This window comes from Angustibacter luteus, assembly GCF_039541115.1.
GTDB classification, from domain to species: Bacteria; Actinomycetota; Actinomycetes; order Actinomycetales; family Angustibacteraceae; genus Angustibacter; species Angustibacter luteus.
The window spans coordinates 259,267-284,581 of sequence record NZ_BAABFP010000004.1; the positions used below are offsets into that span (position 1 = coordinate 259,267).

Sequence of the window (25,315 nt, forward strand, 5' to 3'; positions counted from 1 at the left end):
CCACCACCAAGGCAACAGGGGACCGACCGGTGAGCACCTCGGCTGAACCGCCGTCCGGCTCACCGGTCGATCCGTCTGCGGAGCCCGTCTGCCCCCGCCACCCCAACCGGGTGAGCTACGTCCGCTGCCAGCGCTGCGAACGACCCACCTGTCCCGAGTGCCAGCGGCAGGCCGCGGTCGGCATCCAGTGCGTCGACTGCGTGCGCGAGCAGGCGAAGACCGTCCGCTCCGGTCGCACCGCCTTCGGTGGCCAGATCCGCGACGGCAGACCCGTCGTCACCTTCGCGATCATCGGCATCTGCGTCGTCGTCTACCTGCTGCAACGCCTGCCGGGCACCGACATCACCGACCGGTTCGCCTTCGTGCCGGCGCTCGCGGACGCCGAGCCGTACCGGTTCATCACGTCGGCCTTCCTGCACTCCCCGGGCTGGCCGCTGCACATCCTGTTCAACATGATCGTGCTCTACCAGGTGGGCCCGTTCCTCGAGCAGCAGCTCGGTCGGGTGCGCTACCTCGCGCTCTACCTGGTGAGCGCCCTCGGCGGCTCCGTCGGCTTCCTGCTGCTGGCCAACCCGCTGAACCCGTTCTCGTGGGGCGCCAGCGTCGTGGGCGCGTCCGGGGCGGTGTTCGGCCTCTTCGGCGCTCTGCTCATCGTGCAGCGCCGACTCGGCCAGGAGTCCGCCGGCGTGATCGTCTTCATCGTGATCAACTTCGCGCTCGGTTTCGTCGTCCCGAACGTCGCCTGGCAGGGTCACCTCGGCGGGCTGATCACCGGCGCTGCGGTGGGCCTGGTGATGGCGGCGCCGGTCAAGCAGCACCGGACGGCCATCCAGATCGCCGGCACCCTCGCGATCGTGGCCGTCCTCGTCGTCCTGTCGGTGTGGAAGCTGTCCACGGCCGTCTTCTGACGGTTGTCCACAGGGTTGTCCCCACCCTGGGGATGGAATCACACCTGTGTAAGCAGCACCCCGACGATCAGCGGGGGCTCAGCGCCAGCGGGTCGCCATCACGAAGCCGACCATGATGACGCCGAAGCCGAGGATGACGTTCCACGGGCCCAAGGCCTCGATCGGGTAACGACCCTGGCTGATGTAGAACGTGACGATGTACGCCAACCCGATCACGAACAACGCGCACATCACGGGGGCGTACCACGACGGGCTCTGCTTCGGCCCGGCCGACTTCGCCGGCGGGGGCGTGTAGGCGGCCTTCTTGCGGGCCCTGGATTCGGGCACGGCGACTCCTCAGGTTGCTGTGGTCGTCTAGCGTAGTGGTCATGTTCACCCGCCTGCGCCAGTTGCGGCTGACGCGGTGGGGTGTCGCCGCGCCGGTCGTGTTCGCCATGGCCGGGCTGCTGGCCACGACGAGCGCCGCGACCGCCCGCGGGACGGACCTGCGCGCCGAGGGCCGCACCAACACCGCGGACCTCGTCCGTGAGCAGGAGCACCGCGCGCAGGTGCAGGAGAACCAGGTCGCGCAGCTGCGGGCCCAGGTGCAGGAGCTGAGCCGGGCCGGCGCGCCGTCCGGCTCCCAGCTCGAGTCGCTCACCAAGCAGGTCGTCGCTCTCGGCCAGGCCGCCGGCACCCGTCCGGTCCGCGGGCGCGCCCTGCGGGTCTCGCTGGACGACGCCCCGCACTCCGACCAGGTGCCCGACGGCTTCGAGCCGGACGACCTGGTCGTGCACCAGCAGGACGTCCAGGCCGTGGTGAACACGCTGTGGGCCGCGGGCGCCGAGGCCATGATGCTGATGGACCAGCGAGTGATCTCGACCAGCGCCGTCCGCTGCGTCGGCAACGTGCTGATCCTGCAGGACCGCGTGTACTCCCCGCCGTACAAGATCACCGCCATCGGTGACCCGGCGAAGATGGAGCGCGCGCTCGAGGACTCCGAGCAGCTGCAGATCTACCGGCAGTACGTGGACGCCGTCGGGCTGGGGTACAAGGTCGAGCGCCTCGGCCTCACGAAGCTGCCCGGGTACGACGGCTCGCTGCTGCTCGAGCACGCGACAGCGATCCGGTGAACGCGGTGCGGGTCGCCGTCCGGGGGGTCGGCGAGGTCTTCATCACGGCCGGGATCGTGCTGCTGCTGTTCGTCGTCTGGCAGCTGTGGTGGACCGACGTCACCGCCACCCGCGTGCAGACCCAGCAGACCCAGGCGCTGCAGCAGCAGTGGGACGACCAGCCCCCGCACCCCAGCGCCTCGGCCGAGCCGAAGACGATCACCAGCGTCCCCTACGGCAAGGCGTTCGCGCTCATCCACATCCCGCGGTTCGGCAAGGGCTACGCCCGCCCGATCTTGGAGGGCACGTCGCTGGAGGTGCTCGACCGGGGCGTCGGCCACTACGTCGGCGCCGCCTTCCCCGGGCAGGTCGGCAACTTCGCGGTCGCCGGGCACCGGGTCACCTACGCCAAGCCGTTCAACCGGGTCGACGAGCTCAAGGTCGGCGACCCGATCGTCATCGAGACCTCGAACGCCTGGTACGTCTACCGGGTCGTCTCGCACCGGATCGTCACCCCGGACCACACCGAGGTCATCGCGCCGGTGCCGAACCACCCGGGCCAGCAACCGACGGACGCCATGATGACCATGACGGCCTGCCACCCGAAGTTCTCGGCGCGCCAGCGGTACGTGCTGTTCAGCAAGCTCGACCAGACGATCGCGAAGGCGCCGGGCGTCGTCCCGGACGTCCTGAGGGGGTAGCGGTGTACGGCTGGATCTGGCGCCACCTGCCCGGGCCGACGTGGGCGAGAATCGTGCTGTCCGTCGTCCTCGCGTTGGCCGTGGTGGCGGTGCTGTTCGTGTGGGGCTTCGACCTGCTCGCCCCCTACATGCCCTTCAACGACGGGACGGTGAACGAATGAGCGAAGGCCCCCGCGTGCTCGTCGTGGACAACTACGACAGCTTCGTGTTCACGATCATCGGCTACCTGACCCAGCTCGGGGCGGTCTGCGACGTCGTCCGCAACGACGCGCTGTCCGTCGAGGACGGCGCCGGTTACGACGGCGTGCTGCTCTCCCCCGGCCCGGGCACCCCCGAGGACGCCGGGATCTGCGTCGACATGGTGCGCGCCTGCGCCGACCGGGGCCAGCCCATGCTCGGGGTCTGCCTCGGCCACCAGGCCCTCGGCGTCGCCTTCGGCGGCGTGGTCGGCCGGGCGCCCGAGCTGTTGCACGGCAAGACGAGCCTCGTCGAGCACGAGGGCGCCGGCGTGCTGGCCGGCCTGCCGACGCCGTTCACCGCCACCCGCTACCACTCGCTGACCATCGAGCCCGAGACCGTGCCGGACGAGCTCGAGGTCACCGGGAGCACCGCGAGCGGCATCATCATGGCCGTCCGGCACCGCGACCTGCCGCTCGAGGGCGTGCAGTTCCACCCCGAGTCGGTGCTCACCGAGGGCGGGCACCTGCTGCTCGCCAACTGGCTGACCACCTGCGGGGACGACGGAGCCGTCGCCCGCTCTGCGGGCATGGCGCCGCTGGTGCGCAGCTGATCCCGACGCGCTAGGGCGTACTCGTCGGGGTGCCCGTCGGGGTGCCCGTGGGCGTCTCGGTAGGCGTGGCCGGCGCCTTGGCGATCACCAGCTTGATCGTCGTCCCCTGGTCGACGGTCTTGCCGGCGTTCGTCTGCGAGATGACGGTGCCCTCGGGCTGGGTGCTCTCCTCGTACTGGGTCGCGTCGACCTTCAGGTTGGCGTTGGTCAGCGTGGTCGTCGCCTCGGACACCGTCTGGCCGCGCACGTTGGGCACGGTGACCTTGCCGTTGGCGATCTCGACGGCGACCGCAGTGTCCTTGGCCACGGAGTCACCGGCGGACGGGTTGCTCGACACGATGTGCCCCGCGTCCTGCTCGGTCGACTCGACCTCGGTGACCTCCCCGAGCTTGAGCCCGACCTCCTTCAGCGCACTGGTCGCCTGGCTCTTGGTCAGCCCCTCGAGCTTCGGCACCTCGACGGCGTCCGGCCCGGACGAGAGCACCACGTTGACCGCCGAGGCCGGTTCGACCTGCGCGTTGGCGCCGGGGTCCTGGCTGATGACCTTGCCCTCGTCCACCGTGTCGCTGGCTGCGGTCTCGTGGGTGCCGAGCTTCAACCCCTTGGCGGTGAGCGCGCTGACCGCCTGGTCGGCGGTCATCGACGTCAGGTCGGGCACCGCCACCTTGGTGACCGGTGGCGTCTCGTTGCCGCCGAGCATGCCAGGCAGCACGAGCACGGCCACCGCGATCAGTGCCGCGGCCAGCAGGCCGAGCAGGATCCACAGCCCGGTGCGGTTGGGCTTCTCCTCCTCGCCGGCGTCCGGCAGCATGTCCGCCTCGGGCACGGCCGGCGGCAGCGCGGTGGTCGCGGCCGTCGTCGGCACGGTGCCCATCGCCTCGGTCGCCAGCGCCGCACCGGCCAGCGCACCGGCGGCGACGGAGCCGAGCGCGGCGTTGCTGATCCGGCGGCCGGCCAGCGCGGCCTCGACGTCCTCGCGGAAGTCGTCGGCGGTCTGGTAGCGGCTGCCGCGGTCCTTCTCGAGCGCGTGCAGCACGATCGCGTCCACAGCCGGCGGGACGTCGTCCGCGACCGTGCTCGGCGCGATCGCCGCCTCGCTCACGTGCTGGTACGCGACGGCGACCGGGGAGTCCGCGATGAACGGCGGCCGCAGGGTGAGCAGCTCGAAGAGCAGGCAGCCTGCCGAGTAGAGGTCGCTGCGGGCGTCGACGGTCTCGCCGCGGGCCTGCTCCGGTGAGAGGTACTGGGCGGTGCCGATCACGGCCTGCGTCTGGGTCATCGTCGCCGAGGAGTCGGCGATGGCCCGGGCGATGCCGAAGTCCATGACCTTGATGTCACCGGACGGCGTGACCATCACGTTGGCGGGCTTGATGTCGCGGTGCACGATGCCGGCGCGGTGGCTGTAGCCGAGCGCGGCGAGAACCCCGCTGGTCACCCGGAGCGCCTCGCGCCAGCCCATGGGCTGGCCGGTGCTGACGAGCTCGCGCAGCGTGCGGCCCTCGACGTACTCCATGACGATGTACGGCACCGCGACGCCGCCCTCGACCGCGGGCTCCTCGCCGCTGTCGTAGACCGCCACCACCGCGGGGTGGTTGAGCGCTGCCGCGGACTGGGCCTCGCGACGGAACCGGGCCTGGAACGACGGGTCGCGGGCGAGGTCGGAGCGCAGCATCTTGATGGCCACGGCACGACCGAGCCGGGCGTCCCGGCCGAGGTGCACGTCGGCCATGCCGCCGCGTCCCAGCAGGTCGCCGACCTCGTAGCGTCCGCCGAGCAGGCGGGGTGTCGCGTTCACGTCGTGCCCTTCGTGTCGGTGCGGTCGTGGATCATCCTGCCGCCTCGGTGCTGATCGGGTCCCCGGGGTCGCCCGTCGCGTCTGCGGTGCCGGCCGCGTCCCCGGTCGGGGAGGTCGCCGGGGTCTCCGGGGTCGTCGTGGTGGTGGTCGTGGTGGTCGTCGTGCTGGTGGTCGATGTCGTCGGGGTGTTCGTGGGCTCGGACTTTCCCTTCGCCACGTCGAGGGTGACGGTGTCGCCCTCCTGCAGCCCGGACGTCGGCGAGAGCGCGACCACGGTGTTCTGCTCCGCGCCGGTGTCCTTCACCGGGTTCTGCGTGACCTCCAGCCCCATCGCCTTGAGCTCGCGCTCGACGTCCTTCGCCGGACGCCCGACGTAGTCGGCGGGGTCGAGGGTGATCTCGTCCGGGCTCGAGGTGGTCTGCGAGGTCGTCGGGGCGGAGGTCGTCGGGGCGGACGTCGTGGCCGTCGTACCGGGGGTGGGGTTGGTGGTGTCATCGCCCAGCTGGTGCACGGCGAGGGCGACCAGCGCGGCGACGAGCAGCACGCCGAGGACGGCCAGCAGGACGTTGCGCGTGCGGTGGTCGGCCGGCACCGGGCCGGACGCGGCGGTGACCGTGGTCGGCGGCCCGGTGACCGGCACGGGGGCGACCACCGCGGGCATGACCTGGGTGCCCGACGGCGCCGTGTCGACGCCCTGCATGGCGCCGCCGAGGGCCTGCCCGAGCTCGGCCGCGCTCTGCGGGCGGTGCGCCGGGTCCTTCTCCATCGCCCACAGGACGACGGCGGCCACCGACGCCGGGACGTCCGGCGGCAGCGGGTCGGGCGCGTCGTTGACCTGAGCCATCGCGGTGGCCACGGCGGTGCCGTGGTCGAAGGGACGACGTCCGGCCAGGGTCTCGTACGCCACGACGCCGAGCGCGTACACGTCACTCAGCGGGGTGGCCGGCTGGCCGATGGCCTGCTCCGGGGACAGGTACTGCGCCGTGCCCATCACCTCGCCGGTGCGGGTGATCGGCACCTGGTCGCCGGCCCGGGCGATGCCGAAGTCGGTGATCTTGAGCGTCTCGTCGTGGGTGATCAGCAGGTTCGCCGGCTTGATGTCGCGGTGCACCACGCCGCCGTCGTGCGCGGCCTGCAACCCGGCCGCCGCCTGCTGGATCAGCGGCACGGCGGTCGCGGCGGGCAGCGCGCCCTGGCGGGACAGCCACGCGGACAACGGCTCGCCGTCCACCAGCTCCATCACCAGGTAGGCGGTGCCCAGCGTCTCCCCGTAGTCGTAGACCGAGGCGATGCCGGGGTGGCTCAGGGACGCCGTGTGCCGGGCCTCGGCGCGGAAGCGGGTCAGGAACATCTCGTCCTGGGCGAACTCGCGGCGCAGCAGCTTGACCGCGACCTCCCGGCCGAGGATCTCGTCCTGCGCGCGCCACACCTCGCCCATGCCGCCGACGGCGATCCGGGAGGTCAGCTGGTACCGGTCGGCGACCCGCAGGCCGGGCTCGGGGTGCAGGTCGCTCATCGCAGCACCGCCTCCATCACGGACTTGGCGATGGGGGCGGCGATCCGGCCGCCGAACGCCTCGTTGCCGGCCTTGCCGCCGTCCTCGACGACCACGGCCACGGCGACCTTCGGGTCGTCGGCGGGCGCGAAGCAGATGAACCACGCGTGCGGCGGCTCGCCCTTGGCGTGCTGGGCCGTGCCGGTCTTGCCGGCGACCTTGATGCCGGGGATCTGCGCGCGGGTGCCGGTGCCGGACTCGACGACCTTCTCCATCATCCGGGTCAGCTGGTCCGCGACGCTCGAGTCGACGGCGCGGCTGAGCTCCTGCGGCTTCGCCTGGTCGAGGACGTCGAGGTCCGGGCCGCGCACGGTCTTGACCGAGTAGGGCGCCATCACGACGCCGTCGTTCGCGACGCCGGCCGCGACCATCGCCATCTGCAGCGGGGTGACCCGGACGTCGTACTGGCCGATGGCGGCCTGCGCGGTCTGCGGCTTGTTCATGTCGGCCGGGACGATGCTGGGCGCGACCGGCATGGGGACGCCGATCCGGTCGCCGAACCCGAACTTCTCGGCCTGCGCCCGGATCGCGTCGTCGCCGAGGGCCAGGCCGAGCGAGGCGAACGCCGTGTTGCACGAGATCTGCAGGGCGCGGGTCAGGTCGACCTTGTCGTTCGGCCCGCAGCTGCCCGCGAAGTCGTTGCGCAGGTTCGCCGTGGTCTGCGGCAGGTCGAGGACGGCCGGGCCGGGCACCACGGAGTTCTCGGTGTACCTGCCGCTGGACAGGGCCGCTGCCGCGGTCACCACCTTGAACGTCGACCCCGGCGGGTAGAGCGCCTGGATCGACCGGTTGATCAGCGGGTCGTCGTCGTCCGCGAGCAGCCGCTTGTAGTTGGCCTGCACCGTGGTGAGGTCGTGGCCGGCCAGCTCGTTCGGGTCGTACGTCGGGTTGCTGGCCATCGCCAGGATGGCGCCGGTGCGCGGGTCGAGGGCCACGACGGCGCCGCGCTGCTCGCCCAGGCCGTCCGCCGCCGCCTTCTGCGCCGCCGGGTCGACGGTCAGCTCGACCGAGGCGCCCTGCTGCTCTCGGCCGGTCAGCACGTCGACGACGCGGCGGTAGAACAGCTGGTCGGCCTGGCCGGAGAGCAGGTCGTTCTCGGAACGCTCGATGCCGGCGCCCGCGCCGTACACGAACGAGTAGTACCCGGTCAGGTGCGAGTACAGCTCGCCGTTGCTGTACTGCCGCACGTACTTCAGCTCGTCGTCGGTGGCCACCGACCGGGCGACCGGCTTGCCGGTGATCAGGATCGGGCCACGCTGGCGGGAGTAGTTCTCCAGGAGGGTGCGACGGTTGTTCGGCTTCTCGCGCAACGACGACGCCTGCACGAACTGGATGTACGTGGACGACAGCAGCAACGAGCCGAAGAGCACGAGCACGAGGACGGAGAGCCGCCGGATGGGTGCGTTCATCGCAGCTTCACCACCTCGGTGGGCGCGTCGTCCAGCCCGAGGTTGGTGGGCTCGATCGCCGGGGCCGGACGTCGGGCCTGGTCGCTGATCCGCAGCAGCAGCCCGAGGATGGCCCAGTTGGCGACGAGCGAGCTGCCGCCCGCGGACAGGAACGGCATCGTCAGACCGGTCAGCGGGATGACCCGGGTGACGCCGCCGACGACCACGAAGCACTGCAGCGCAACGGTGAACGCCAGGCCGCTGGCCAGCAGCTTGCCGTAGCCGTCGCGCACCCCCAGGGCCGTGCGCAGGCCGCGCTCGACGAAGATCAGGTAGAGCAGCAGCAGGGCGAAGACGCCGACCAGGCCGATCTCCTCGCCGAACGACGGCACGATGAAGTCGCTCTCGGCGTAGTAGGTCAGGTCGGGGTGACCGCGTCCGAGACCGGTCCCCAGCAATCCGCCGTCCGCCATCCCGAACAGGCCTCGCACGAGCTGGTCGCTGACCTCGAGAGCCTTCTGCGAGAACGGGTGCAGCCACAGCAGCACGCGGCGCTGCACGTGCCCGAACATCAGGTAGGCGAGGTAGGAGCCGGCGACGAACAGCACGAAGCCGATGAAGATCCAGCTCTTGCGCTCGGTCGCCACGTACAGCATGGCGACGAAGAGCCCGAAGAAGAGCAGCGACGAGCCGAGGTCGCGCTCGAAGATCAGCACGGCAAGGCTGGCGAGCCAGGCCACGATGATCGGGCCGAGGTCGCGGGCCCGCGGGAACGAGATGCCGAGCACCTTGCGACCGACCAGGGCCAGGGAGTCGCGGGTCTGCACGAGGTAGCCGGCGAAGAAGATCGCCAGCAGGATCTTGGCGAGCTCACCGGGCTGGAACGACAGCGACCCCACGCCGATCCAGATCCGCGAGCCGTTGATGTTCTTGCCCAGCCCGGGGACCAGCGGCAGGAGCAGCAGGCCGAGACCGACGAGCATCGCGGTGAACGTGTAGCGCTGCAGCATCCGGTGGTCGCGGATGACGTAGAGGATCGCCAGGCAGATCGCGACGCCGATGGTCATCCAGATCAGCTGCCGGGCAGCCATTCCGCCGCCGCTGCGGTCCTCCGCCAGGTCGAGGCGGTGGATCATCACGAGGCCGAGACCGTTGAGCAGCGTGGCGATCGGCAGCATCACGGGGTCGGCGTACGAGGCCTTCCAGCGCAGCATCAGGTGCACCGCGCCGACCAGCACGATCAGCCCGACGCCGTACGAGACCATGCTCGGCGGCAGCTCGCCGTCCACCGCCAGGCCGACGTTCGCGTACGCCACCAGCACGATGCCCACCGCGAACACGAGCAGCACCAGCTCGACGCCACGGCGGGTGCGCGGGACGACCGTCGTGATCGTGGCCATCAGCCCGCGCTCCCGCAGTCGGTCGTCGTGCCCGTCGTGGGGGTCGGGGTGGGCGTCGGGGTGGGCGTGGCCGTGGGTGAGGCGGTCGGGCTCGCGCTCGCGCTCGGACTGGGGGTGGTGGTCGGGCTGGGGGTGGCGCTGGGCGTCGGGGTCGCACACACCTGGGTGCGCAGCTCGTCGACCTTGGCGTGCGCGGCGCTCAGGTCGTCCACGGTGATCGCGTCACGGACCCGCTCGGCCGTGTACTCCGGCAGGTCACTCAGCGCCAGGTCCTGCGCCTCGTAGACGTGCGAGAGGCTGATCGGGCCGAGGTCCTGGGGCAGCCCGCGGTAGATGGCGACGTTCTCGCCGTCCGCGCCGACGTAGTACTGCTGCTGGCTCCAGGCGTAGGCCGCGTAGCCGCCGGCCACGAGCACGCCGACCACGAGCAACGCCGCGACGGCACGCATCGCCCGGCGCGCACCGGACACCGGTCGCGCGGTGGGCGGCTCGTCGTCCGGCTCGGTCGGGTCGGGACGGTCGAGCGCGGCGGCCTTGGCGGCGGGCGTGCTGGGCGGGGTGACCGGCGGGACCGTGCCGCGCACCGCGGCCGAGCCGACGACCTGCGGAGCCGAGCTCGGGGCGGCCGACCCGGGGTCGACCACGTGCGCGACCACGCAGGTGATGTTGTCGGCACCACCGCCACGCAGCGCGAGGTCGACTAGGGCCTGTGCGCAGGTGCCCGGGTCGTCCTGCTCGCCGAGCACCTCGGCGAGCGTGTCGTCGCGGACGACGCCGGTGAGGCCGTCGGAGCAGACGAGGTACCGGTCGCCCACCCGGGCCTCGCGCACGGACAGGTCGGGCTCGTCGTCCGGGTCGCCGGTCAGCACCCGGGTGATCACCGACCGCTGCGGGTGCCGCTCCGCCTCGTCCTCGGTGATCTTGCCCTCGTCGACGAGGCGCTGGACGAACGTGTGGTCGTGCGTGAGGCGGGTGATCTCGCCGTCCCGCAACAGGTAGCAGCGTGAGTCGCCGATGTGCGCGAGCGCGATCCGCTGCCCGTGCAGGACCAGTGCGGTGGTCGTGGTGCCCATGCCGGCCAGGTCCGGCTCGGCGCGGACCCGCGCCTGCAGGGCCGCGTTCGCGGCGTGAATCGTCGCGTCGAGCTGCTGCAGCGCGTCGCCGCCGTGGGACTCGCCGTCCAGGGCGACCAGCTCGCCGAGGGCGACCGAGCTCGCGACGTCCCCCGCGGCGTGCCCACCCATGCCGTCGCAGACCGCGAGCAGGTGCGGCCCGGCGTACCCGGAGTCCTGGTTGTTCTTGTAGCGACCCAGCCCGATGTCCGAGCGGGCCGCGTAGCGCAGCGCGACAGCCATCCGGCGCTACCTGCGCAGCTCGAGGACGGTGGTGCCGATCCGCAGCGTCGATCCCACCGACAGCTGCTGCGGCGCGGTGAGCCGGTCGTTGCCGAGGTAGGTGCCGTTGGTCGAGCCCAGGTCCTCGACGAACCACTCCTCGCCCTCGGGGTAGATGCGCGCGTGCCGTCCGGACGCGTAGTCGTCCTCGAGCACCACGGTCGAGCCCGGGTTGCGACCGATCAGCACGGACTGCTGGCCGAGCGAGATCGTCGTGCCCTTGAGAGGTCCCTCGGTCACCAGGACGTGGGACGGCGTGCGCCGGCTGGTGCGGGCGGCCTTCGGGGGCTTGGCCGGGGCCGGCTCCTTGCGCGGGGCGGGCGTGGTGGCGGCCCGCTGGGTGACCCGGGTGCCGAACAGGTCGCCGCGCAGCACGCCGACCACCGAGAAGACGAACACCCACAGGACGGCGAGCAGCCCGAGCCGGATGATCGTGACGGTGAGCTCGCTCATCGCGCTCCGCTGCGGTAGACGGCGCGGGTCCGTCCGATGGTGATCGTGGACCCGTTGCCGAGCTCGGCTGCCCCAATGCGCTGCGCGTCCAGGAAGGTGCCGTTGGTCGAGCCGAGGTCGCGCAGCGTGGCCACCAGGTGGGGGCCGTCCGTGGTCACCCGGATCTCCGCGTGCTTGCGGCTCACGCCGGGGTCGTCGATCACGATGTCGGCCTCGTTGCCGCGGCCGATGACGGTGCTGGACGACGTCAGCGGGTAGGCGTGGCCGTCGATGTCCAACCAGGGGCGTCGTCCAGCCTCGTGGCTCTGCTGGCGCTCGGCGTGCAGCTCGCGGGCGTGCAGGACGCTCGGGCCCGGGGTCTCGGGGTCGCGCGGGATGGGGGCCGGCGCCGGGCCCGCCTCGGGCTGGCGGCCCTTCACCGTGGCGGTGCGAACCCGGAACAGTCCGGTGGCCAGGTCCGGGATCTCCTCGAACTCCACCGACACCGGTCCGACGAACGCGTAGCCCTGCTGCTCGGCGTGCGCGCGCAGGTTGTTGGCGAACTCCTTGGACAGCTCGTCCTCGTAGTCGTAGAGCCGGTCGTGGTCGGTCGAGCCCAGCTCGACGACGAAGGCGTTGGGGACGAGGGTGCGGCCGCGGCCCACGACGGCGGCCTTCTCGTCGGCGGCGCGACGGAGCTGGCTGGCGATCTCGACGGGCTGCACCTCGGACCGGAAGGCCTTGGCGAAGGCGCCGTTGACGGCGCGCTCGATCCCCTTCTCGAACCGGTCGAACACTCCCATGTGGCACCTCCCTCGGGTGGGTCGTGCGTGGCTCACGTCCGTGCTGGCACAGCGGGCACCCAACGGCCGCTCGCTGGCCAGCCGTCATCGTAACGGTGGACGGAGCAACCACCAGCCCGTGCTAGCCTTGTGCGCGAACTTCGGGGGCACTTCTGGGTGTCTGCCGAGGTTCACGCGCGAGTGGCGGAATGGCAGACGCGCTGGCTTCAGGTGCCAGTGTCCGAAAGGGCGTGGGGGTTCAAATCCCCCCTCGCGCACCCTTCACGAAGAGCCCCCGAGACCTTCACGGTCTCGGGGGCTCTCGCGTACCCACCGGCGCACGCTCACCAGGTCGGGACGAGCCCGCCGTCGACGGTGAAGTCGGCGCCCGTGACGTTCGCCGACCGCTCGCTCGCCAGCAGGAGCACGAGGTCCGCGACCTCGTCGGGCGTCGTGAACCGACCGGTCGGCGACTGCCGGGCCGCCTGGTCGACGACCTCCTGCGCGGTGGCGCCGCCCGCCGCGGCGAACGTCTCCGCCACGCCGCCCGCGCCCAGCCACAGCGCCGTCGACACCGGCCCGGGCGAGACGGTGTTGAGCCGGATGCGGCTCGGAGCGAGCTCCTTGGACAGCGCCTTCGAGGCGTTGGCGAGCGCGGCCTTGGCCGCCCCGTAGTCGAGCACCGCCGGGTCGGGCAGCACCGCGTTCACCGACACGACCGTGACGACGGACCCGCCGCCCCCGGCGATCATCACCGGGACCGCGCTGCGCAGGATCCGCACGGCGCTGAGCAGGTTCAGGTCCAGGCTCTGCTGCCACTGCTCGTCGGTGATCGCCAGGAAGCCCTCGGTCCGGGCAGGGGCGTGCCCGACGTTGTTGACCAGGACGTCGATGCGCCCCGCGGCGGCGTCGACGAGCGTCGCGGCCGCCTCCGGACGGCCGAGGTCGACGGCCACGAACTGGACGTCGCCGCCGGCCACCAGCGAGTCGAGCTCGGCGGACGTCGTCCGCGCACCCGCGACGACCCGGGCTCCCTCGCGCACGAGGGCCTGGGTGATCGCCAGCCCGATCCCGCGGCTCGCGCCCGTGACCACCGCCGTCTTGCCGTTCAGCTGCAGGTCCATCACGGGCTCCTCGTCGTCGGCGTGGGCCCGACGCTACTCACCGCCGGCCCGCGGCGGGCGACGGCCAGTCCCGCCGTCCAGCCGGGTGCGCGCCCGCCCAGCGGGGGCGCGACGTCGTCCGTGCCGATGCCGGCGCTCGCGATCAGCCACGACGTCAGCGAGTTCGAGTTCCACATGTCGCCGGTGCCGAGCTCGTCCCGGCCCCAGGTGGCGGTCGGCACTGTCGAGACGAGGTCGAGCACGCGTCGCGCGACGTGCGGGTCCGTGCGCAGGGTCCGTCGTCCGCCGGCGGCCTCGGCCAGGTCGGGGATGCTTCCTCCGCGCCAGCACCGCACCTCGTAGCGGAAGAACCTCGAGCGACCCAGTGCGCGCAGGCCGACCGGACCGGTCGCCACGACCCCTCGGTCACCAGAACCGTTGCCCCACACCGGAGTCATCTCGATGGTGAACCGGACGTCGTCCAGGTGGATCTCGAGCGCCGAGTGGTAGAGGTCGGACGGCATCCGGCGTGTGCGCCTGGCCACGATCGACTCGAACAGCCGGCCGTTCCAGCGCACGCAGCCCGAGCGCTCCCCCGCCCCGAGGGGCAGCCAGTAGAGGTCGACCTGCCCGGTGCTGGTCACGAGGCGCGCAGCAGCGGCCGGTACGCGACCGCAGTGAGGGACGCGAACAGGACAGCGAAGGCGGCGAACCCGCAGAGCAGGGCGACCGAGGCGTCCGGGTCGCCCCGCAGCACCATCACCAGCGCCATCGCGGCGACGGACGTGGCCAGGCAGGCGTAGGCGGTCAGCAGCGGGTACATGACGCGAGGCGCCCAGTCGGCGCCGCGCAGCATGCCGATGCCGGTGACGACGGCGACCGGTACGACGATGCCGAGGTCCATCAGCTTCACCATCCAGAACGGCGTCGGGCTGGGCGCGTACTGGGGCATCGAGGTCGGGTCGCGCCAGGCGGTCAGCATCGTGGGCAGGTGCAGGCCGACGAGGACGAACGCCGCCACGCAGAGCAGGACGACGCCCAGGGTGCGCCCGACCCGCGGCGACAGGGCCGGCAGCACGGCGGGGGTGAGTCGTTGGCCGAGCACAACGGCCGCCCCGCCCAGGACAAACACCGCCAGCAGCAACGGGAAGAACCGCTCGACGTTGCCGGGCAGCCGCAGGTACTCCTGCCCGATCACGACCTGGGCGTACGTGTAGAGCGCGTACGCCCCGAGTCCGGTCGCCAGCAGCGGGGACGCCGGGTGCCGGCGCCACGCGAGGGCGGCGGCTGCCAGGGTCAACGGTGCGATGAGGAACAGGGTTGCCGCGTCGCTGCCCCTGAGCTGGTTCAGCGAGGTGGACGACGTCCGGTACGCCATCGCCCCGAAGCCCACCGGCCCGAGCAGCGAGCAGGCGACCATCCCGCTGGCCAGCAGCACCAGCACCCACGCCAGGGCCCGGCTCGCCCGAGCTGCTTCCGGGGCGCGCGTGAGGGGTGGGGAGTCGAGGAGCGTCATGGCTCGAGCGTGGTGGGTACCGCGCCGTCGCGGCAGTGCCGAACGTCCCCCCCGGTGGCACTGGCCCGGCCGGGTGAACGTCGCCTCGGTGGTCCGCCTGGCCTGTCCGGATGTGGCTAGCATCCGCGCGCACCGTTCGTCCGCCCGCGCCGATCCGGCGTCGGCCAACCTCCCCCAGGAGCCTTCGTGACCACGCCGGACCAGTCCGCGCCCGAGCCCTCCCCCGAGCCCGCGTCCGAGGCCTCCCCCGAGCCCTCCCCCGTGGTGTCGCCCGGGTACTACTCCGGGACGCCGTTCTTCAGCGAGGGGCCGGTGGCGGCGGCCGCCGCGCCGATCGAGCTGCCGCAGGAGGAGCTGGTGTCGCGCGGGCTGGCGTTCTCGCTGGGCGCGATCCCGGTCGGGATGTTCCTGGCGGTGGTGATCTGGAAGCTGGGGTTCGTCGGCGCCATCTCCAGCTTCGTGATCGCTGGCGGCGCGGTGTTCCTCTACTCCAAGGGCGCGTTGACGCCGCCGAAGCGCGGGCTCGTCCCGTTGGTCGGCGTAATCATCGTGGGGGTCGCTGCCTCGTTCCTGGCGATCGTGGCGTCCGACCTGCTCGACTACTACAAGACGCCGTCGGGCCAGGCGCTCGGCTACCCGTCGTCGTACGAGTTCGTGAAGACCAACCTGTTCAACATGGATGTGATCACGTCGTACGGCAGCGACCTGGCGATGTTCGGCGTCTTCGCGCTGCTGGGCATCTTCGGGACGCTGCGCCGGCTGATGACCTCCGCGAAGGGCGCCCCCGCGTAGCTGGTCGAGGTTTACGTCCGCTTCTCGAGGGTCCTTCGCCTCGAGAAGCGGGCGTACACCCACTGAACGTGATCAACGGCGGGAGGCGTCAGCCGGAGCCGCGGCCGGTCGAGGTGGACGCCGCGGCGACCTCGGCGGTGGTGCCGGCCTTGACGACGGTGTCGGGTGAGCGGCCGCTGGACCAGATCGGGTCGGCGATCGCCTTCGTGAAGGCGGCGAGCGACGCCGGCGAGCTGTCCCACTTGTTGTCCGTGGTGATCTTGACCCCGTCGACGGTGTGCACGTCGACCACGGTGTTGTTGAACCACACGAACCCGACGACGCTGGGGTCGGCCGCGAAGCCGGTCAGGCTGTCGGTGATCCACGACGCCTTGCGCGCGGTGTTGCTCACCGCGCCGGTGTTCTCCGCGGCGCCGGTCTCGGCGATCAGGATCGGCTTGCTCGGCGCGACGGCCTTGAGCTGGGTCAGCGACTTGCTGAACGTCTTGCTGAAGGACCAGCTGGTTCCCTTGTAGGAGTAGCCCGACATGCCCACCCAGTCGACGTACTGGTCGCCCGGGTAGTCCTCGGCGATCGACGTCATCCCGTAGGTGACCTGGGAGGTGTTCGTGGTGTTCGGGGTGATCCCGTTGGAGGACACCGGGGTGTAGGCCCAGATCGCCTCGTCGTTCGCGCCGACCTTCTCGAACAGCGACCAGACGTGCTGCCAGGCCGCCCGGTACAGCGCGGGGGTGTTGTAGAACTTCTCGGCTCCGTTGTCTCCGCGCTCGAAGCGCCGGTTGCCGCCGGCGGACCACGGGTACCAGTTGCCGTTGGCCTCGTGCGCGAACCGGATCACGACCGGCTTGCCCTCGCCGACGACGTCCCCGGCGTAGCGCAGGATGTAGTCGTCCCACTCGCCGTCCACGATCTTCTGCAGCGAGGTGTCGGCCGGGTTCTTGTTGCCCTTGTGCGCGGGCATCCAGGTGATGACCGGCAGGGCGCCGCGGGCCCAGGACGCCTGCACCTTGGTGGCGTTGAAGTCCTCGTCCCAGGTGCCGAACCACTCGACCATGCTCGGCGCCTTGCCGACCTGGGTGGACAGCTTGTTCATCAGCGCCGTGTCGCCGGGGACGCCGTCCTCGGCCACCCCGAAGTACTTCGTGGCGGGCGCGACGAGCTGGGCCTTGGTCTTCACCGAGGCCGCGGGGGCGACGTACGCGCCGACCGGCTTGGACGCCGCCCGCGACGGGTCGAGGGGCAGCTGCGTGCACGCCAGGCCGTCCCCGTTGAACGGGCCCTTGGCCCCGTCCAGCCCGAGCGGGTCCGACAGGTTCTTGGCGTAGGCGGCCTGGGCGTCCTGCTGGTACGTGAAGCTCCAGCAGCCCTGGACCTTCGGCTTGCTGGCGGGCTTCACCGCGGGCTTGGCGGCGGCCGTCACGGTGGTGCGCACCGTGGGCCGGACGACCGTCGTGCTGGACGACGCCCCGGCGGTGCCGCCGTGCCAGGAGACCCCGGCGGCGCGGACGGCGGACCCGGTGCCGGCACCCGGCTTGGGCGCCGGCGTGGTGGTCGACCCGGACGGCGGAGCCACCGGCGTGGTGGTCGGCGTGGTGGTCGGGGTGGTGGTCGGTGCCGGCGCGGCGCTCGACCGCGGCTTCGCGGCGCCCGCCGACTGCGCGTCACCGGCCGGGGACAGCCACAGCGCCGTCCCGGTGCTGACGATCGCGAACGAGAGCAGGACGACGTTCAGCTTGCTAGACGAGTTGCGCGTCATAGAGCACTCCCAGGGTCACGGCGGCGACGGCGATCAGGTAGGTCACCAGGGCGCGGGGGTCGCCGGGTTGGCTGCGCGGAGAACGCAGTGGGGACGTCGGTAGGCGGGCGGCGAGGGCCGGCGAGCTGGTCAGACCCTCGGGGTGCTCGCGACCAGGTCGGACGTCGGAGCCAGACGTCGCCTCGCCCTGGTCCGCGACGTAGGCGTCGGCCCTGGTGCCCCAGCCGCCGATGTGCCCGAGTCGCAGGAAGCCGTACATCCGCAGCGGCATCAGGAACACCGAGCTGAACACCGTGTAGACCGGCATCAGCAGCAGGTCGACGGGACGTTCCTCGATGTGCCGGATCTGCCGCAACGCCATGGACAGCGTGGACATCAGGATCGTCAGCAGCACGATCGCGACGATGGAGACCCAGCGGTCGTGCAGGTGCAGCAGGCCGACGTACAGGTTCTGCCCGGTGTGGGTGGCCAGCCGGACGCCCCACGCGATGACGACGACCAGCAGCAGGAACGGCAGGATGATGTCGGCGAGGAAGAAGAACGCCAGGAACGGCGTGTGCACGAGCATCCAGGGCAGCATCCGCAAGGTGTTGTACTGGCTGCCGCGCGACCACCGCAGCTGCTGCTTGCGCATCTTGCGCAGCTCGGTGGGGGCGTCGGTGTAGACGAGGCTGGTCGACTGGTAGACCGTCTTGAACCCGCGCTTGAGGGCCAGGTTGGTCAGCGTCCGGTCGTCCGAGACCTCGAGGAAGACGCCGAGGAACTGCTGCGTCATGAAGTCCTGCATCGAGTCGAGCAGCACCGTGCGGCGGAAGGCGATCGTGCGTCCGGGCAGGCAGCCCACGGACCCCAGCACGCTCTGTGCGGGCATCGAGTACAGCGCGCGGCTGTTCTCCATCCAGTCCGCCCAGCGGGTCAGGAAGCCGCGCTCCGGCTCGAGGATGCGCTGGCGGGTGGTCACGCCGCCGACCGCCGGATCGGCGAACGGCTTCACCAGCTCGGGCAGCGTGTCCGTCGTCCAGATCGTGTCGCTGTCGACCAGGACGACGACGTCGCCCACCGAGGCCTCGGTGCCGAGCAGGACGGCGTTGCGCTTGCCCGCAACCGGCGTCCAGGTCCACTGCACGAGTGGCGCGAACTGCTCGCAGACCTGTTCCAGCACCGGGTTCCGCCGCCCGTTGATCACGACGATCACCTCGGTCGGCTGCTGCTCGACGATGCGCGTCAGGACCTCGGCGAACAGGTCGACGGGCTCGTCGACCACGGGGATCACCACCGAGGTGCTGACCTCGTAGGGTGCGATCCACGGCCGGTAGCGCCACGACAGCGCGACCTTCAGCGCCCAGATCGCCCAGGTGAGAGCGACGAACGCGCTGAACAGGTACAGGTGGCCGTGGTCGGTGATCGTGTGCCGCATCTCGAGGATCGCGATGAACATCCGGCTCACCCCTTCGTCGTCTGCAGGACGGACCTGGCCAGCGGCGCCAGCCAGGTGCTGTACGGCACCGTCATGTGCGAGTCGTCGCGGTAGACCAGGACGTTCCCGACGACCGGCGGGCACTCACTCGCGGTGCAGAACCACGGCTGGGTGTCGATCGTGCGGACCGACAGCGCCTTCATCGCGGGGGCGATGGCCGCGTGCCGGTGCGGGTAGCTGTAGGCCTTGCCCGCGCGGTAGGTGCAGGAGTCGACGGCGTCCAGGTTGCTGGCCACGCACTCCGGCAGGTTCTTGCCGGGGATCGGGATGTCCTGCAGGTAGGCGACCTCACCATCCGTCGCCGCCTTGATCCGGCTGACCGTCGTGGCGGTGGCGGCGGCGAAGTCCTCCGGTGACACGTCCCCGGGTACGACCGTCTCGGACTGGCTGACCAGGACCAGGTCCGGTTGCAGCGCACCGATCCTGGCGATCGTCTGACGACGCCACTGGTCGCACTCGGTGTACGTGCGCTGCAGGCTCGAGTTGCGCACCGTGATCGCCGCGGCCGGGCAGGCGGACTTGGTCCAGCTGACCACCCGCCAGTGGTCGCGGTCGGCGGCGGCGACGAAGGCGGGCAGCCACTGCTCCATGTGCGAGTCGCCGAACAGCACGACCGTGCGCTTGGCGCTCGCGTCGCCGAAGACGCACGCGCCCTGCTGGACCTGGGTGAACTCGGCGTGGCAGCCGGTGCCGCGGTCGCCGGGCAGGCTGTCGGCGGCCGCGGCGGGTCGCGGGGTCAGGTTCCGCGGCGCCTGGGTGGTCTTCGTGCCGGCGGCGATGGCGTCGCGCATGACCGCGGGCACGGTGGATGTCGCCGAGTCCGACGCCGCCAGCGTGACCGCAGCGCCGTTGCCGGTCGAGCTGGGTGGGAACGCCAGGACGACGACCGAGGCCGCCACGATGGCGGCGCTGAGCCCGGCCCCCACCCCGAGCCAGGCCACGCTGGGCAGCCGGAGGGTGCGGGTGGGTTGTTCCACGAGCACGTAGCTGAGCAGCGCGGCGACCAGGGAGAGCCAGACGACGCCCGCCCGCTCGATCCAGCCGAGCTGGTGCCCCAACCCCATCGGGATGATGACGAGCATGGGCCAGTGCCACAGATACCAGGAGTAGGAGACCCGGCCCAGGCACTGCATCAGCGGCTCGGACAGCAGCCGCTCGGCGCCGACCCGGGTGCCGCAGCCCGCGGCGATGACCAGAGCCGTGCCGCCGACCGGGAGCCACGCCGCGTAGCCGGGGAACGGGGTCGAGTCGGTGTAGGTCAGGCCGGCGAGCAGGATCGCGGCCAGGCCGAGCACCGCGGCGCCGCCCCGGATCCGTTGCGGCACAGCGGTCAGCGACCGGGCGGTCAACGCGACGAGCGCGCCGAGCCCCAGCTCCCAGGCCCGGGTGTGCAGCGAGAAGTACGCCCACGGGGCCGAGTGCTCGGTGACCGTGACCGAGTACCAGCCGGAGACCGCGACCACGGTGACCACGACGGCGACGAGCACCTGGTGCGCCCGGCGACGGGCCACCACCATCAGCACGACGATCAGCAGCGGCCAGAGCAGGTAGAACTGCTCCTCGACGCCGAGCGACCAGAAGTGCTGCAGCGGTGAGGCCGCCGCCCCCATGTGCTGGTAGTCCGTACCCAAGGCGGCGAGGCGGTAGTTCAGCCCGTAGAACGTGGAGTACACCGCGTCGGTCGCGATGCCGGGGACGGACAGCACTGGTGCCCACAGGCGGGCCGCGACGACGGTGGCCACGACGACCACGGCGGCGGCCGGCAGCAGGCGCCGGACGCGACCGCCGTAGAACGCCGGCAGCGCGCGGATTCCGTTGCGGCTGATGGCTTTCACGAGGTGCCGGGTGATCAGGAACCCCGAGATGACGAAGAAGACGTCGACCCCGACGTACCCGCCGGGGAAGGCGAGGTGGGCGTGGTAGAGCACGACGAGGACGACGGCGATGGCCCGCAGGCCCTCGATGTCCGGTCGGAAGCCGCGGGGTTCGCGGCGACGGCTGGGCTTGGTTGGTGCGCTGGGCCTCGCGGGGGTGACCCGGTCGAGGACGTCGACGTCTGGAGCACTCTGAACGGTGGTCATGTCGTCTCCGGAGCTGGGCAGGTGCGGATGGCACGAGGAGCAGCGGCGATCCCGGGGGTCGTCTTCGATGGCGACCACCTGGCCGGAGTCTCATCCGGTCCAGGAGCCTCGAACCTAGGCAGCCCATGAGAACGGGACGTGTCCGGGTTTGTCCCTCCGTGTAAAGAGTGGGCACCGGGTGATTCGGACAGGAGCGCCTACGCTGAACCGGTGCGCACCGTGGGCAACATCCTCTGGCTCGTCCTGGCCGGCCTCTGGCTGGCCATCGGCTACGTGCTGGCCGGGATCGTCTGCTTCATCTTGATCATCACGATCCCGTTCGGGATCGCCAGCTTCCGGATGGCCCGCTACGCGTTGTGGCCCTACGGGCGCTCGGTCGTGCGCCGTCCGACGTCCGGGGCGATGAGTGCGATCGGGAACGTGATCTGGTTCGTGCTGTTCGGCTGGTGGCTCGCCCTGGAGCACGTGCTCGCGGGCCTGCTGCTGTGCCTGACGATCATCGGCATCCCGTTCGGCATCGCCTGCTTCAAGATGGCCGGCCTCGCCCTGTTCCCGCTGGGCAAGCAGATCGTGCCCACCAGCGAGCTCCAGGCCGCCGGGGCGCAGGACGCGGTCGTCTCGTTCGGCTGAGGTCGGCTGAGGCCGGCCCAGTCGTGCCCTCAGGCGTCCGGCAGCCCGACCAGCTCGTGCGCGGCCCGGTTGCGGCGGATGCTGCCCAGTCCCAACCCGGCGCGTTGCAGGGTGGGGTGGTCGACCAGGGGTCGCAGGTCGGCGGGCTCCAGGTGCCCGGCCCCGACCAGGCGCAGCACTCGCAGGGCCGGGGCCGTCCGCAGCGGCCCCAGGTCACTCAGCCCGCGCATGGTCTCCAAGTGGATGGTGTGCAGCCGGGTCAGCCGGCTCAGGTCGGGCAGCGCGGTCACCTGCCGTAGCGACTCCAGCCGCAGGGTCTCCAGCTCGTCCAGCTCGCCGATCGCGCTGAGATCGGTCAGTCCACGGACCTGCCAGAGCGCCAGGTGCCGAAGCCGCCCGACCGACGGCAGGGCGCGCAGGTCGTCCGCACTGCCCAGGTTGACGACCAGGGTGTCCAGCCGGTCGAGGGCAGTCAGCGGCTCCAGGGCCTTCGCGTTTACCGACCGCAGGGTGAGCCGACGCAGGTCGGGAAGGGTGGCGACCGAGTCGAGGTTCGCCACGGGACCCTCGACCGACAGCTCCTGCAGGTCGCGGTAGCCGGACAGGAACGACGGCAACCGCCGCTGGCCGCTCACGGCCAAGGACCGCAACGCGGACAGTCGGGCCAGCAGGTCGAGGTCGGCGCCCACCGGCGCCCGGACACCCAGCCGCAGCGTGTGCAGGTCGGCCGGGAGGAACCGCAACCCCGACAGGTCGACCGGCTCGCGACCCTGCATCGTGTCGATGCCGAAGCCGGTCAGGGCCGGGTACTGCCGCAGGAACTCCAGGTGCTGGATGTCGCGCCGGTAGTTGCCGAAGACCCGCAGACCCAGCTGTGGCCGGCCGGTCGCCCAGGCGCTCAGCACGGCGTGGTCGTCGGGCCCGAGCGCCTCGTGGAACTGCACGCTCGTCACCTCGGGGCCGACGGCCTCCAGCTCGCGCGCGTGCAGCGGCGGCGAGGCCTGGACGCGTCCGGGAGCGACAGTGGTGATCATCGACGGCGAATGTAGCGGCGGGACGGACGTGCGGTGGGCGAAACGGACCATCTGCACCCGTGCGGCCGCAGCGGGGCCGTCGTGCCAGCATGGCGCGTGTGAACGGGAGCATGAGGTGACCGGACCGCTGACCTTCGTCCTCGCCACGGGGTGTCTGCTGTTCGCGCTGTGGGTGGCCTTCCTGCTGATGCGCGACCGCCAGATCGGCCGGGCGACCGTGCTGGCCGCCGCGGCGCTCGAGGTCGGGTTCGTCGTCCAGGCGGTGCTCGGGATCGTGCTGCTGATCGGCACCGACCGGGACGTGAACGGCATCGTGTTCGTGGCCTACCTGATCGGCGCGCTGATCGTGCTGCCCGCCGGGGTGTGGTGGGCGCGGGCCGAGCCGAGCTCGTGGGGCACCGGGGTCCTGGTCGTCGCGGCCCTCGTGGACGCCGTCCTGCTGGCCCGCCTGCACGACATCTGGAACGGCCGGGCGTGAGCGCACCCGATCCGGCCACCCCGACGACTCGGCGTGGGCCCGGCCGCGTGCTCATCGCGGTCTACGCCGTGTTCGCGCTCGCGGCGACCTCGCGCGCCGTCTTCCAGATCGCCACCCAGTTCGCGGTGGCGCCGCTCGCCTACGTGCTGTCGGCACTGGCGGCGGTCATCTACATCGTGGCCACGGTGGCGCTGGCCCGCGGCGGCCGGACGTCGGTCCGGGTGGCGACCGCGGCGTGCACGGTCGAGCTGGTGGGTGTCCTCGCGGTCGGCATGCTCAGCGTGCTGCGGCCGGACGACTTCCCGGATGCCACGGTCTGGTCCGACTTCGGCGCGGGCTACGGCTTCGTGCCGCTCGTGCTCCCGGTGCTCGGCCTGCTGTTCCTGCGGCGGGTCCGGCACGAGGACGCGTCGGGGGACGACGGGTTGATCGTGGGCTGACACTGGTCAGCGCTTGGTGGCGTACAGGCAGCCGCTGGACCGGCCCAGGTAGTGCAGGCCCGTCCGGTCGCCGGCACCGAACACCGCGGCCTTGCGGGTCATCGTCGGGTACATGATCTGGTTGCGGTCGGTGGTGTGGTCCAACCCGACGGCGTGCCCGAGCTCGTGCATGACCAGCTGTCCGCGGGTCCCCTGCCAGCCGGTGGCCGGGCCGGCGCCGAAACCGTGCGCGAAGTGGTAGCCGGAGTTCAGCACCACGTAGCCCTGCAGGAACCGGCCCCACTGCCGGCCCTGGGCGTCCCAACCCGTCGTCCACGAGCCCCCGCCGTACCCGGCGACGGCGTACGTGCCCTTGCTGGGCTTGGGCAGGAACCGGGTGAGACCGGGCTTGCTCCAGGCGACGACGATCTGGGTGTCCTTCGGGTACGCCGCGGTCCCCTTGCCGGGCACCACGGAGGTCTGGCCGCGGTAGACCAGCGGGAGCCCCGTCGCGGCCCGGATCCGCTTGGCGGCCTCGATGACGTCCGCCGTGGCGCCCGCGCCGCCGCCGACCGAGCTGACCCGGTACCCGATCGCCGCGCACGGGTTCCACCGGGCCACCGGCGCCTTCGCGTTGACCTGTCGGGACAGGAACCCGTAGTGGGTGGAGGCGGCGGACGCCGAGCTGGCGGCCCCGGTCGACCCGGTCGCGCCAGTGGGCTGGTCGGCGGTCGGCGACGTGCCGATGCCGCCCAGCACGGCGGCGGTGGCGGCGAGCGCGACGACGAAGGTCTTCACGCCAGCCCATCGGCTCGGCGGGCCCGCAGTGTCGAGGTCGCCGCCCTGGTCCAACCGGTTGGCGGCGTGGGTGTTCAGTTGCGTGACCAGCGCGCGGGAGTGCTGGGCCGAGCGAGTGACACCGTCCGGGTGAGCGGCTCGGGCCAGGGGGGGCCGGGCTCAGGGCAGGCGGTCCAGCAGCCAGGTGGCGACGTCGATGTGCCCGGGCAGCACGGCGCCGTCCTCGGTGCACCAGGCGATCGTCTGGACGATGCTCCACCCGCGGGCCCGATCGGCGTCCAGACCCAGCTCCCCGACCAGCCGGTCGAGCCGGTACCGGACGTCGCGGGCGGAGTGCCCGAGCTCGGCCGACCGCACGATCGGAGCCACCGCGAACTCGCGCTCCCCGACCAGCGGGAGGGGGTCGATGACCAGCCAGGGCTCCCGCTCGGCGGCCAGCACGTTGTCGCCGTGCAGGTCCTGGTTGACCAGCACCTGCGGGCCTTGCGACCCGGGGAGCCAGCGCAGCAGCTCGGCCGCCGCGTCCACCAGCCGCCGGTCGACGCCGCGGCCGGTGCGCTCCCACATCGGCTCCAGCTGGTCGAACCAGTGCGCGGCCTCGTCCCGCAGGGTGGTGAAGGGTCGGTCGGTCGACACCCAGGTGCGCGGCAGCAGGCCGACGAGGACGTCCAGGGCGACCTGGCCGCCGGCGCTGGACAGCGGGTGGCCCGGCTCGCAGCGCTCGAGGAGCATGCCGGCCCCGTCGGGCGTCGACGCCAGCAGCCGGACGGCGCCCCGCCCGTCCAGGGTCGCGAGGGCGGCGCTCTGCAGAGCCCCCTCCCGGTCGGCGACCGAGACCTTCAGTGCGGCCGGGACCCCGTCCGGCGTCCAGGCGCGGTACACCCGTCCGCCCCAGCCCCGCTCGTACGGCTCGCCGAGACGGACCTGCCAACGCCCCGCCAGCGCGGTGGCCCGGGCCAGCAGCTCGGCGTCCCCGACGGTCTCGTCCACTCGCA

At 71.9% G+C, this 25,315-nt stretch carries 26 protein-coding genes and 1 tRNA gene; 10 read left to right on the forward strand and 17 right to left on the reverse strand.

The window, feature by feature from the left end; translation table 11 throughout:
• The first annotated feature begins 110 nt into the window (after nt 1–110).
• Entirely contained in the window at nt 111–908 is a 798-nt protein-coding gene (locus tag ABEB17_RS07615) for a rhomboid family intramembrane serine protease (protein ID WP_345716081.1), read from the forward strand.
• A 78-nt stretch (nt 909–986) separates the two neighbouring features.
• Here the strand turns inward: ABEB17_RS07615 and crgA are convergent, their stop codons facing one another.
• Nucleotides 987–1,235: a cell division protein CrgA gene (gene crgA, locus ABEB17_RS07620; RefSeq protein ID WP_345716082.1), complete on the reverse strand. Its 249-nt coding sequence runs from the start codon at nt 1,233–1,235 to the stop codon at nt 987–989.
• A gap of 41 nt (nt 1,236–1,276) precedes the next feature.
• Between crgA and ABEB17_RS07625 the strand changes: the two genes are divergently transcribed.
• Genes ABEB17_RS07625 through ABEB17_RS07640 form a run of 4 tightly spaced genes read left to right on the forward strand, consistent with a single transcriptional unit; the run spans nt 1,277 to nt 3,490 of the window.
• Nucleotides 1,277–2,020 carry a DUF881 domain-containing protein gene (locus ABEB17_RS07625; RefSeq protein ID WP_345716083.1) on the forward strand — a complete coding sequence of 248 codons (744 nt, stop codon included), beginning with the start codon at nt 1,277–1,279 and terminating at the stop codon, nt 2,018–2,020.
• Nucleotides 2,017–2,700, forward strand: coding sequence for a class E sortase (locus ABEB17_RS07630; protein WP_345716084.1), 684 nt, complete (start codon nt 2,017–2,019; stop codon nt 2,698–2,700). Before ABEB17_RS07625 ends, ABEB17_RS07630 begins: the two co-directional genes overlap by 4 nt.
• A gap of 2 nt (nt 2,701–2,702) precedes the next feature.
• Entirely contained in the window at nt 2,703–2,861 is a 159-nt protein-coding gene (locus ABEB17_RS07635) for a hypothetical protein (RefSeq protein WP_345716085.1), read from the forward strand.
• Nucleotides 2,858–3,490 (forward strand): aminodeoxychorismate/anthranilate synthase component II, encoded by a 633-nt coding sequence (locus tag ABEB17_RS07640; RefSeq protein ID WP_345716086.1) that lies wholly within the window; start codon nt 2,858–2,860, stop codon nt 3,488–3,490. The genes ABEB17_RS07635 and ABEB17_RS07640 overlap by 4 nt, the downstream gene beginning before the upstream one ends.
• 10 nt (nt 3,491–3,500) lie before the next feature.
• On the opposite strand, the gene pknB is transcribed toward ABEB17_RS07640, so the two are convergent.
• From pknB to ABEB17_RS07675, 7 genes are read right to left on the reverse strand one after another with little or no spacing between them, the layout of a single operon-like run.
• Entirely contained in the window at nt 3,501–5,285 is a 1,785-nt protein-coding gene (pknB, locus tag ABEB17_RS07645) for a Stk1 family PASTA domain-containing Ser/Thr kinase (RefSeq protein WP_345716087.1), read from the reverse strand.
• Nucleotides 5,286–5,316: 31 nt separating this feature from the next.
• Nucleotides 5,317–6,801 carry a protein kinase domain-containing protein gene (locus ABEB17_RS07650; protein WP_345716088.1) on the reverse strand — a complete coding sequence of 495 codons (1,485 nt, stop codon included), beginning with the start codon at nt 6,799–6,801 and terminating at the stop codon, nt 5,317–5,319.
• A complete protein-coding gene (locus ABEB17_RS07655; RefSeq protein WP_345716089.1) occupies nt 6,798–8,249 on the reverse strand; it encodes a peptidoglycan D,D-transpeptidase FtsI family protein in 1,452 nt (483 codons plus the stop codon). Before ABEB17_RS07655 ends, ABEB17_RS07650 begins: the two co-directional genes overlap by 4 nt.
• Nucleotides 8,246–9,628: an FtsW/RodA/SpoVE family cell cycle protein gene (locus tag ABEB17_RS07660; protein ID WP_345716380.1), complete on the reverse strand. Its 1,383-nt coding sequence runs from the start codon at nt 9,626–9,628 to the stop codon at nt 8,246–8,248. The genes ABEB17_RS07655 and ABEB17_RS07660 overlap by 4 nt, the downstream gene beginning before the upstream one ends.
• On the reverse strand, nt 9,628–10,983 hold the full coding sequence (locus tag ABEB17_RS07665; protein ID WP_345716090.1) for a PP2C family protein-serine/threonine phosphatase: 1,356 nt from the start codon (nt 10,981–10,983) through the stop codon (nt 9,628–9,630). The genes ABEB17_RS07660 and ABEB17_RS07665 overlap by 1 nt, the downstream gene beginning before the upstream one ends.
• A 6-nt stretch (nt 10,984–10,989) precedes the next feature.
• The gene (locus tag ABEB17_RS07670; protein WP_345716091.1) at nt 10,990–11,475 is read right to left on the reverse strand and encodes an FHA domain-containing protein FhaB/FipA; all 486 of its coding nucleotides are present in this window, start codon (nt 11,473–11,475) and stop codon (nt 10,990–10,992) included.
• Complete coding sequence (locus ABEB17_RS07675) at nt 11,472–12,257, reverse strand: FHA domain-containing protein (RefSeq protein ID WP_345716092.1); 786 nt, start codon at nt 12,255–12,257, stop codon at nt 11,472–11,474. Before ABEB17_RS07675 ends, ABEB17_RS07670 begins: the two co-directional genes overlap by 4 nt.
• Before the next feature lie 174 nt (nt 12,258–12,431).
• Between ABEB17_RS07675 and ABEB17_RS07680 the strand changes: the two genes are divergently transcribed.
• Nucleotides 12,432–12,514: transfer RNA gene (locus ABEB17_RS07680), tRNA-Leu, on the forward strand.
• Nucleotides 12,515–12,580: 66 nt separating this feature from the next.
• Here the strand turns inward: ABEB17_RS07680 and ABEB17_RS07685 are convergent.
• The 3 genes from ABEB17_RS07685 to ABEB17_RS07695 are packed head-to-tail and all read right to left on the reverse strand — an operon-like array spanning nt 12,581 to nt 14,855.
• On the reverse strand, nt 12,581–13,360 hold the full coding sequence (locus ABEB17_RS07685) for an SDR family oxidoreductase (protein ID WP_345716093.1): 780 nt from the start codon (nt 13,358–13,360) through the stop codon (nt 12,581–12,583).
• Nucleotides 13,360–13,983: a hypothetical protein gene (locus tag ABEB17_RS07690; protein ID WP_345716094.1), complete on the reverse strand. Its 624-nt coding sequence runs from the start codon at nt 13,981–13,983 to the stop codon at nt 13,360–13,362. The genes ABEB17_RS07685 and ABEB17_RS07690 overlap by 1 nt, the downstream gene beginning before the upstream one ends.
• Nucleotides 13,980–14,855, reverse strand: a complete 876-nt coding sequence (locus ABEB17_RS07695) for a hypothetical protein (protein ID WP_345716095.1) — start codon at nt 14,853–14,855, stop codon at nt 13,980–13,982. Before ABEB17_RS07695 ends, ABEB17_RS07690 begins: the two co-directional genes overlap by 4 nt.
• Nucleotides 14,856–15,041: 186 nt before the next feature.
• Between ABEB17_RS07695 and ABEB17_RS07700 the strand changes: the two genes are divergently transcribed.
• Complete coding sequence (locus ABEB17_RS07700) at nt 15,042–15,647, forward strand: hypothetical protein (RefSeq protein ID WP_345716096.1); 606 nt, start codon at nt 15,042–15,044, stop codon at nt 15,645–15,647.
• Between the two features lie 88 nt (nt 15,648–15,735).
• Here the strand turns inward: ABEB17_RS07700 and ABEB17_RS07705 are convergent, their stop codons facing one another.
• Genes ABEB17_RS07705 through ABEB17_RS07715 form a run of 3 tightly spaced genes read right to left on the reverse strand, consistent with a single transcriptional unit; the run spans nt 15,736 to nt 20,961 of the window.
• Nucleotides 15,736–17,403 carry a glycoside hydrolase family 26 protein gene (locus ABEB17_RS07705; RefSeq protein WP_345716097.1) on the reverse strand — a complete coding sequence of 556 codons (1,668 nt, stop codon included), beginning with the start codon at nt 17,401–17,403 and terminating at the stop codon, nt 15,736–15,738.
• Nucleotides 17,384–18,841, reverse strand: coding sequence for a glycosyltransferase family 2 protein (locus ABEB17_RS07710; RefSeq protein WP_345716098.1), 1,458 nt, complete (start codon nt 18,839–18,841; stop codon nt 17,384–17,386). The genes ABEB17_RS07705 and ABEB17_RS07710 overlap by 20 nt, the downstream gene beginning before the upstream one ends.
• Nucleotides 18,842–18,846: 5 nt before the next feature.
• On the reverse strand, nt 18,847–20,961 hold the full coding sequence (locus ABEB17_RS07715; protein ID WP_345716099.1) for an acyltransferase family protein: 2,115 nt from the start codon (nt 20,959–20,961) through the stop codon (nt 18,847–18,849).
• Nucleotides 20,962–21,171: 210 nt separating this feature from the next.
• On the opposite strand from ABEB17_RS07715, the gene ABEB17_RS07720 reads away from it, so the two are divergent.
• Nucleotides 21,172–21,591 (forward strand): YccF domain-containing protein, encoded by a 420-nt coding sequence (locus ABEB17_RS07720; RefSeq protein WP_345716100.1) that lies wholly within the window; start codon nt 21,172–21,174, stop codon nt 21,589–21,591.
• Between the two features lie 29 nt (nt 21,592–21,620).
• On the opposite strand, the gene ABEB17_RS07725 is transcribed toward ABEB17_RS07720, so the two are convergent.
• On the reverse strand, nt 21,621–22,625 hold the full coding sequence (locus ABEB17_RS07725; RefSeq protein WP_345716101.1) for a leucine-rich repeat domain-containing protein: 1,005 nt from the start codon (nt 22,623–22,625) through the stop codon (nt 21,621–21,623).
• 115 nt (nt 22,626–22,740) lie between these two features.
• Between ABEB17_RS07725 and ABEB17_RS07730 the strand changes: the two genes are divergently transcribed.
• Both ABEB17_RS07730 and ABEB17_RS07735 read left to right on the forward strand, forming a co-directional pair.
• Complete coding sequence (locus ABEB17_RS07730) at nt 22,741–23,103, forward strand: hypothetical protein (protein WP_345716102.1); 363 nt, start codon at nt 22,741–22,743, stop codon at nt 23,101–23,103.
• A complete protein-coding gene (locus ABEB17_RS07735; protein ID WP_345716103.1) occupies nt 23,100–23,543 on the forward strand; it encodes a hypothetical protein in 444 nt (147 codons plus the stop codon). The genes ABEB17_RS07730 and ABEB17_RS07735 overlap by 4 nt, the downstream gene beginning before the upstream one ends.
• 6 nt (nt 23,544–23,549) lie before the next feature.
• Here the strand turns inward: ABEB17_RS07735 and ABEB17_RS07740 are convergent, their stop codons facing one another.
• Together ABEB17_RS07740 and ABEB17_RS07745 are read right to left on the reverse strand one after the other, a co-directional pair.
• Complete coding sequence (locus tag ABEB17_RS07740) at nt 23,550–24,320, reverse strand: matrixin family metalloprotease (RefSeq protein ID WP_345716104.1); 771 nt, start codon at nt 24,318–24,320, stop codon at nt 23,550–23,552.
• A 159-nt stretch (nt 24,321–24,479) separates the two neighbouring features.
• Nucleotides 24,480–25,310: an aminoglycoside phosphotransferase family protein gene (locus ABEB17_RS07745; RefSeq protein WP_345716105.1), complete on the reverse strand. Its 831-nt coding sequence runs from the start codon at nt 25,308–25,310 to the stop codon at nt 24,480–24,482.
• Between the last annotated feature and the right edge of the window lie 5 nt (nt 25,311–25,315).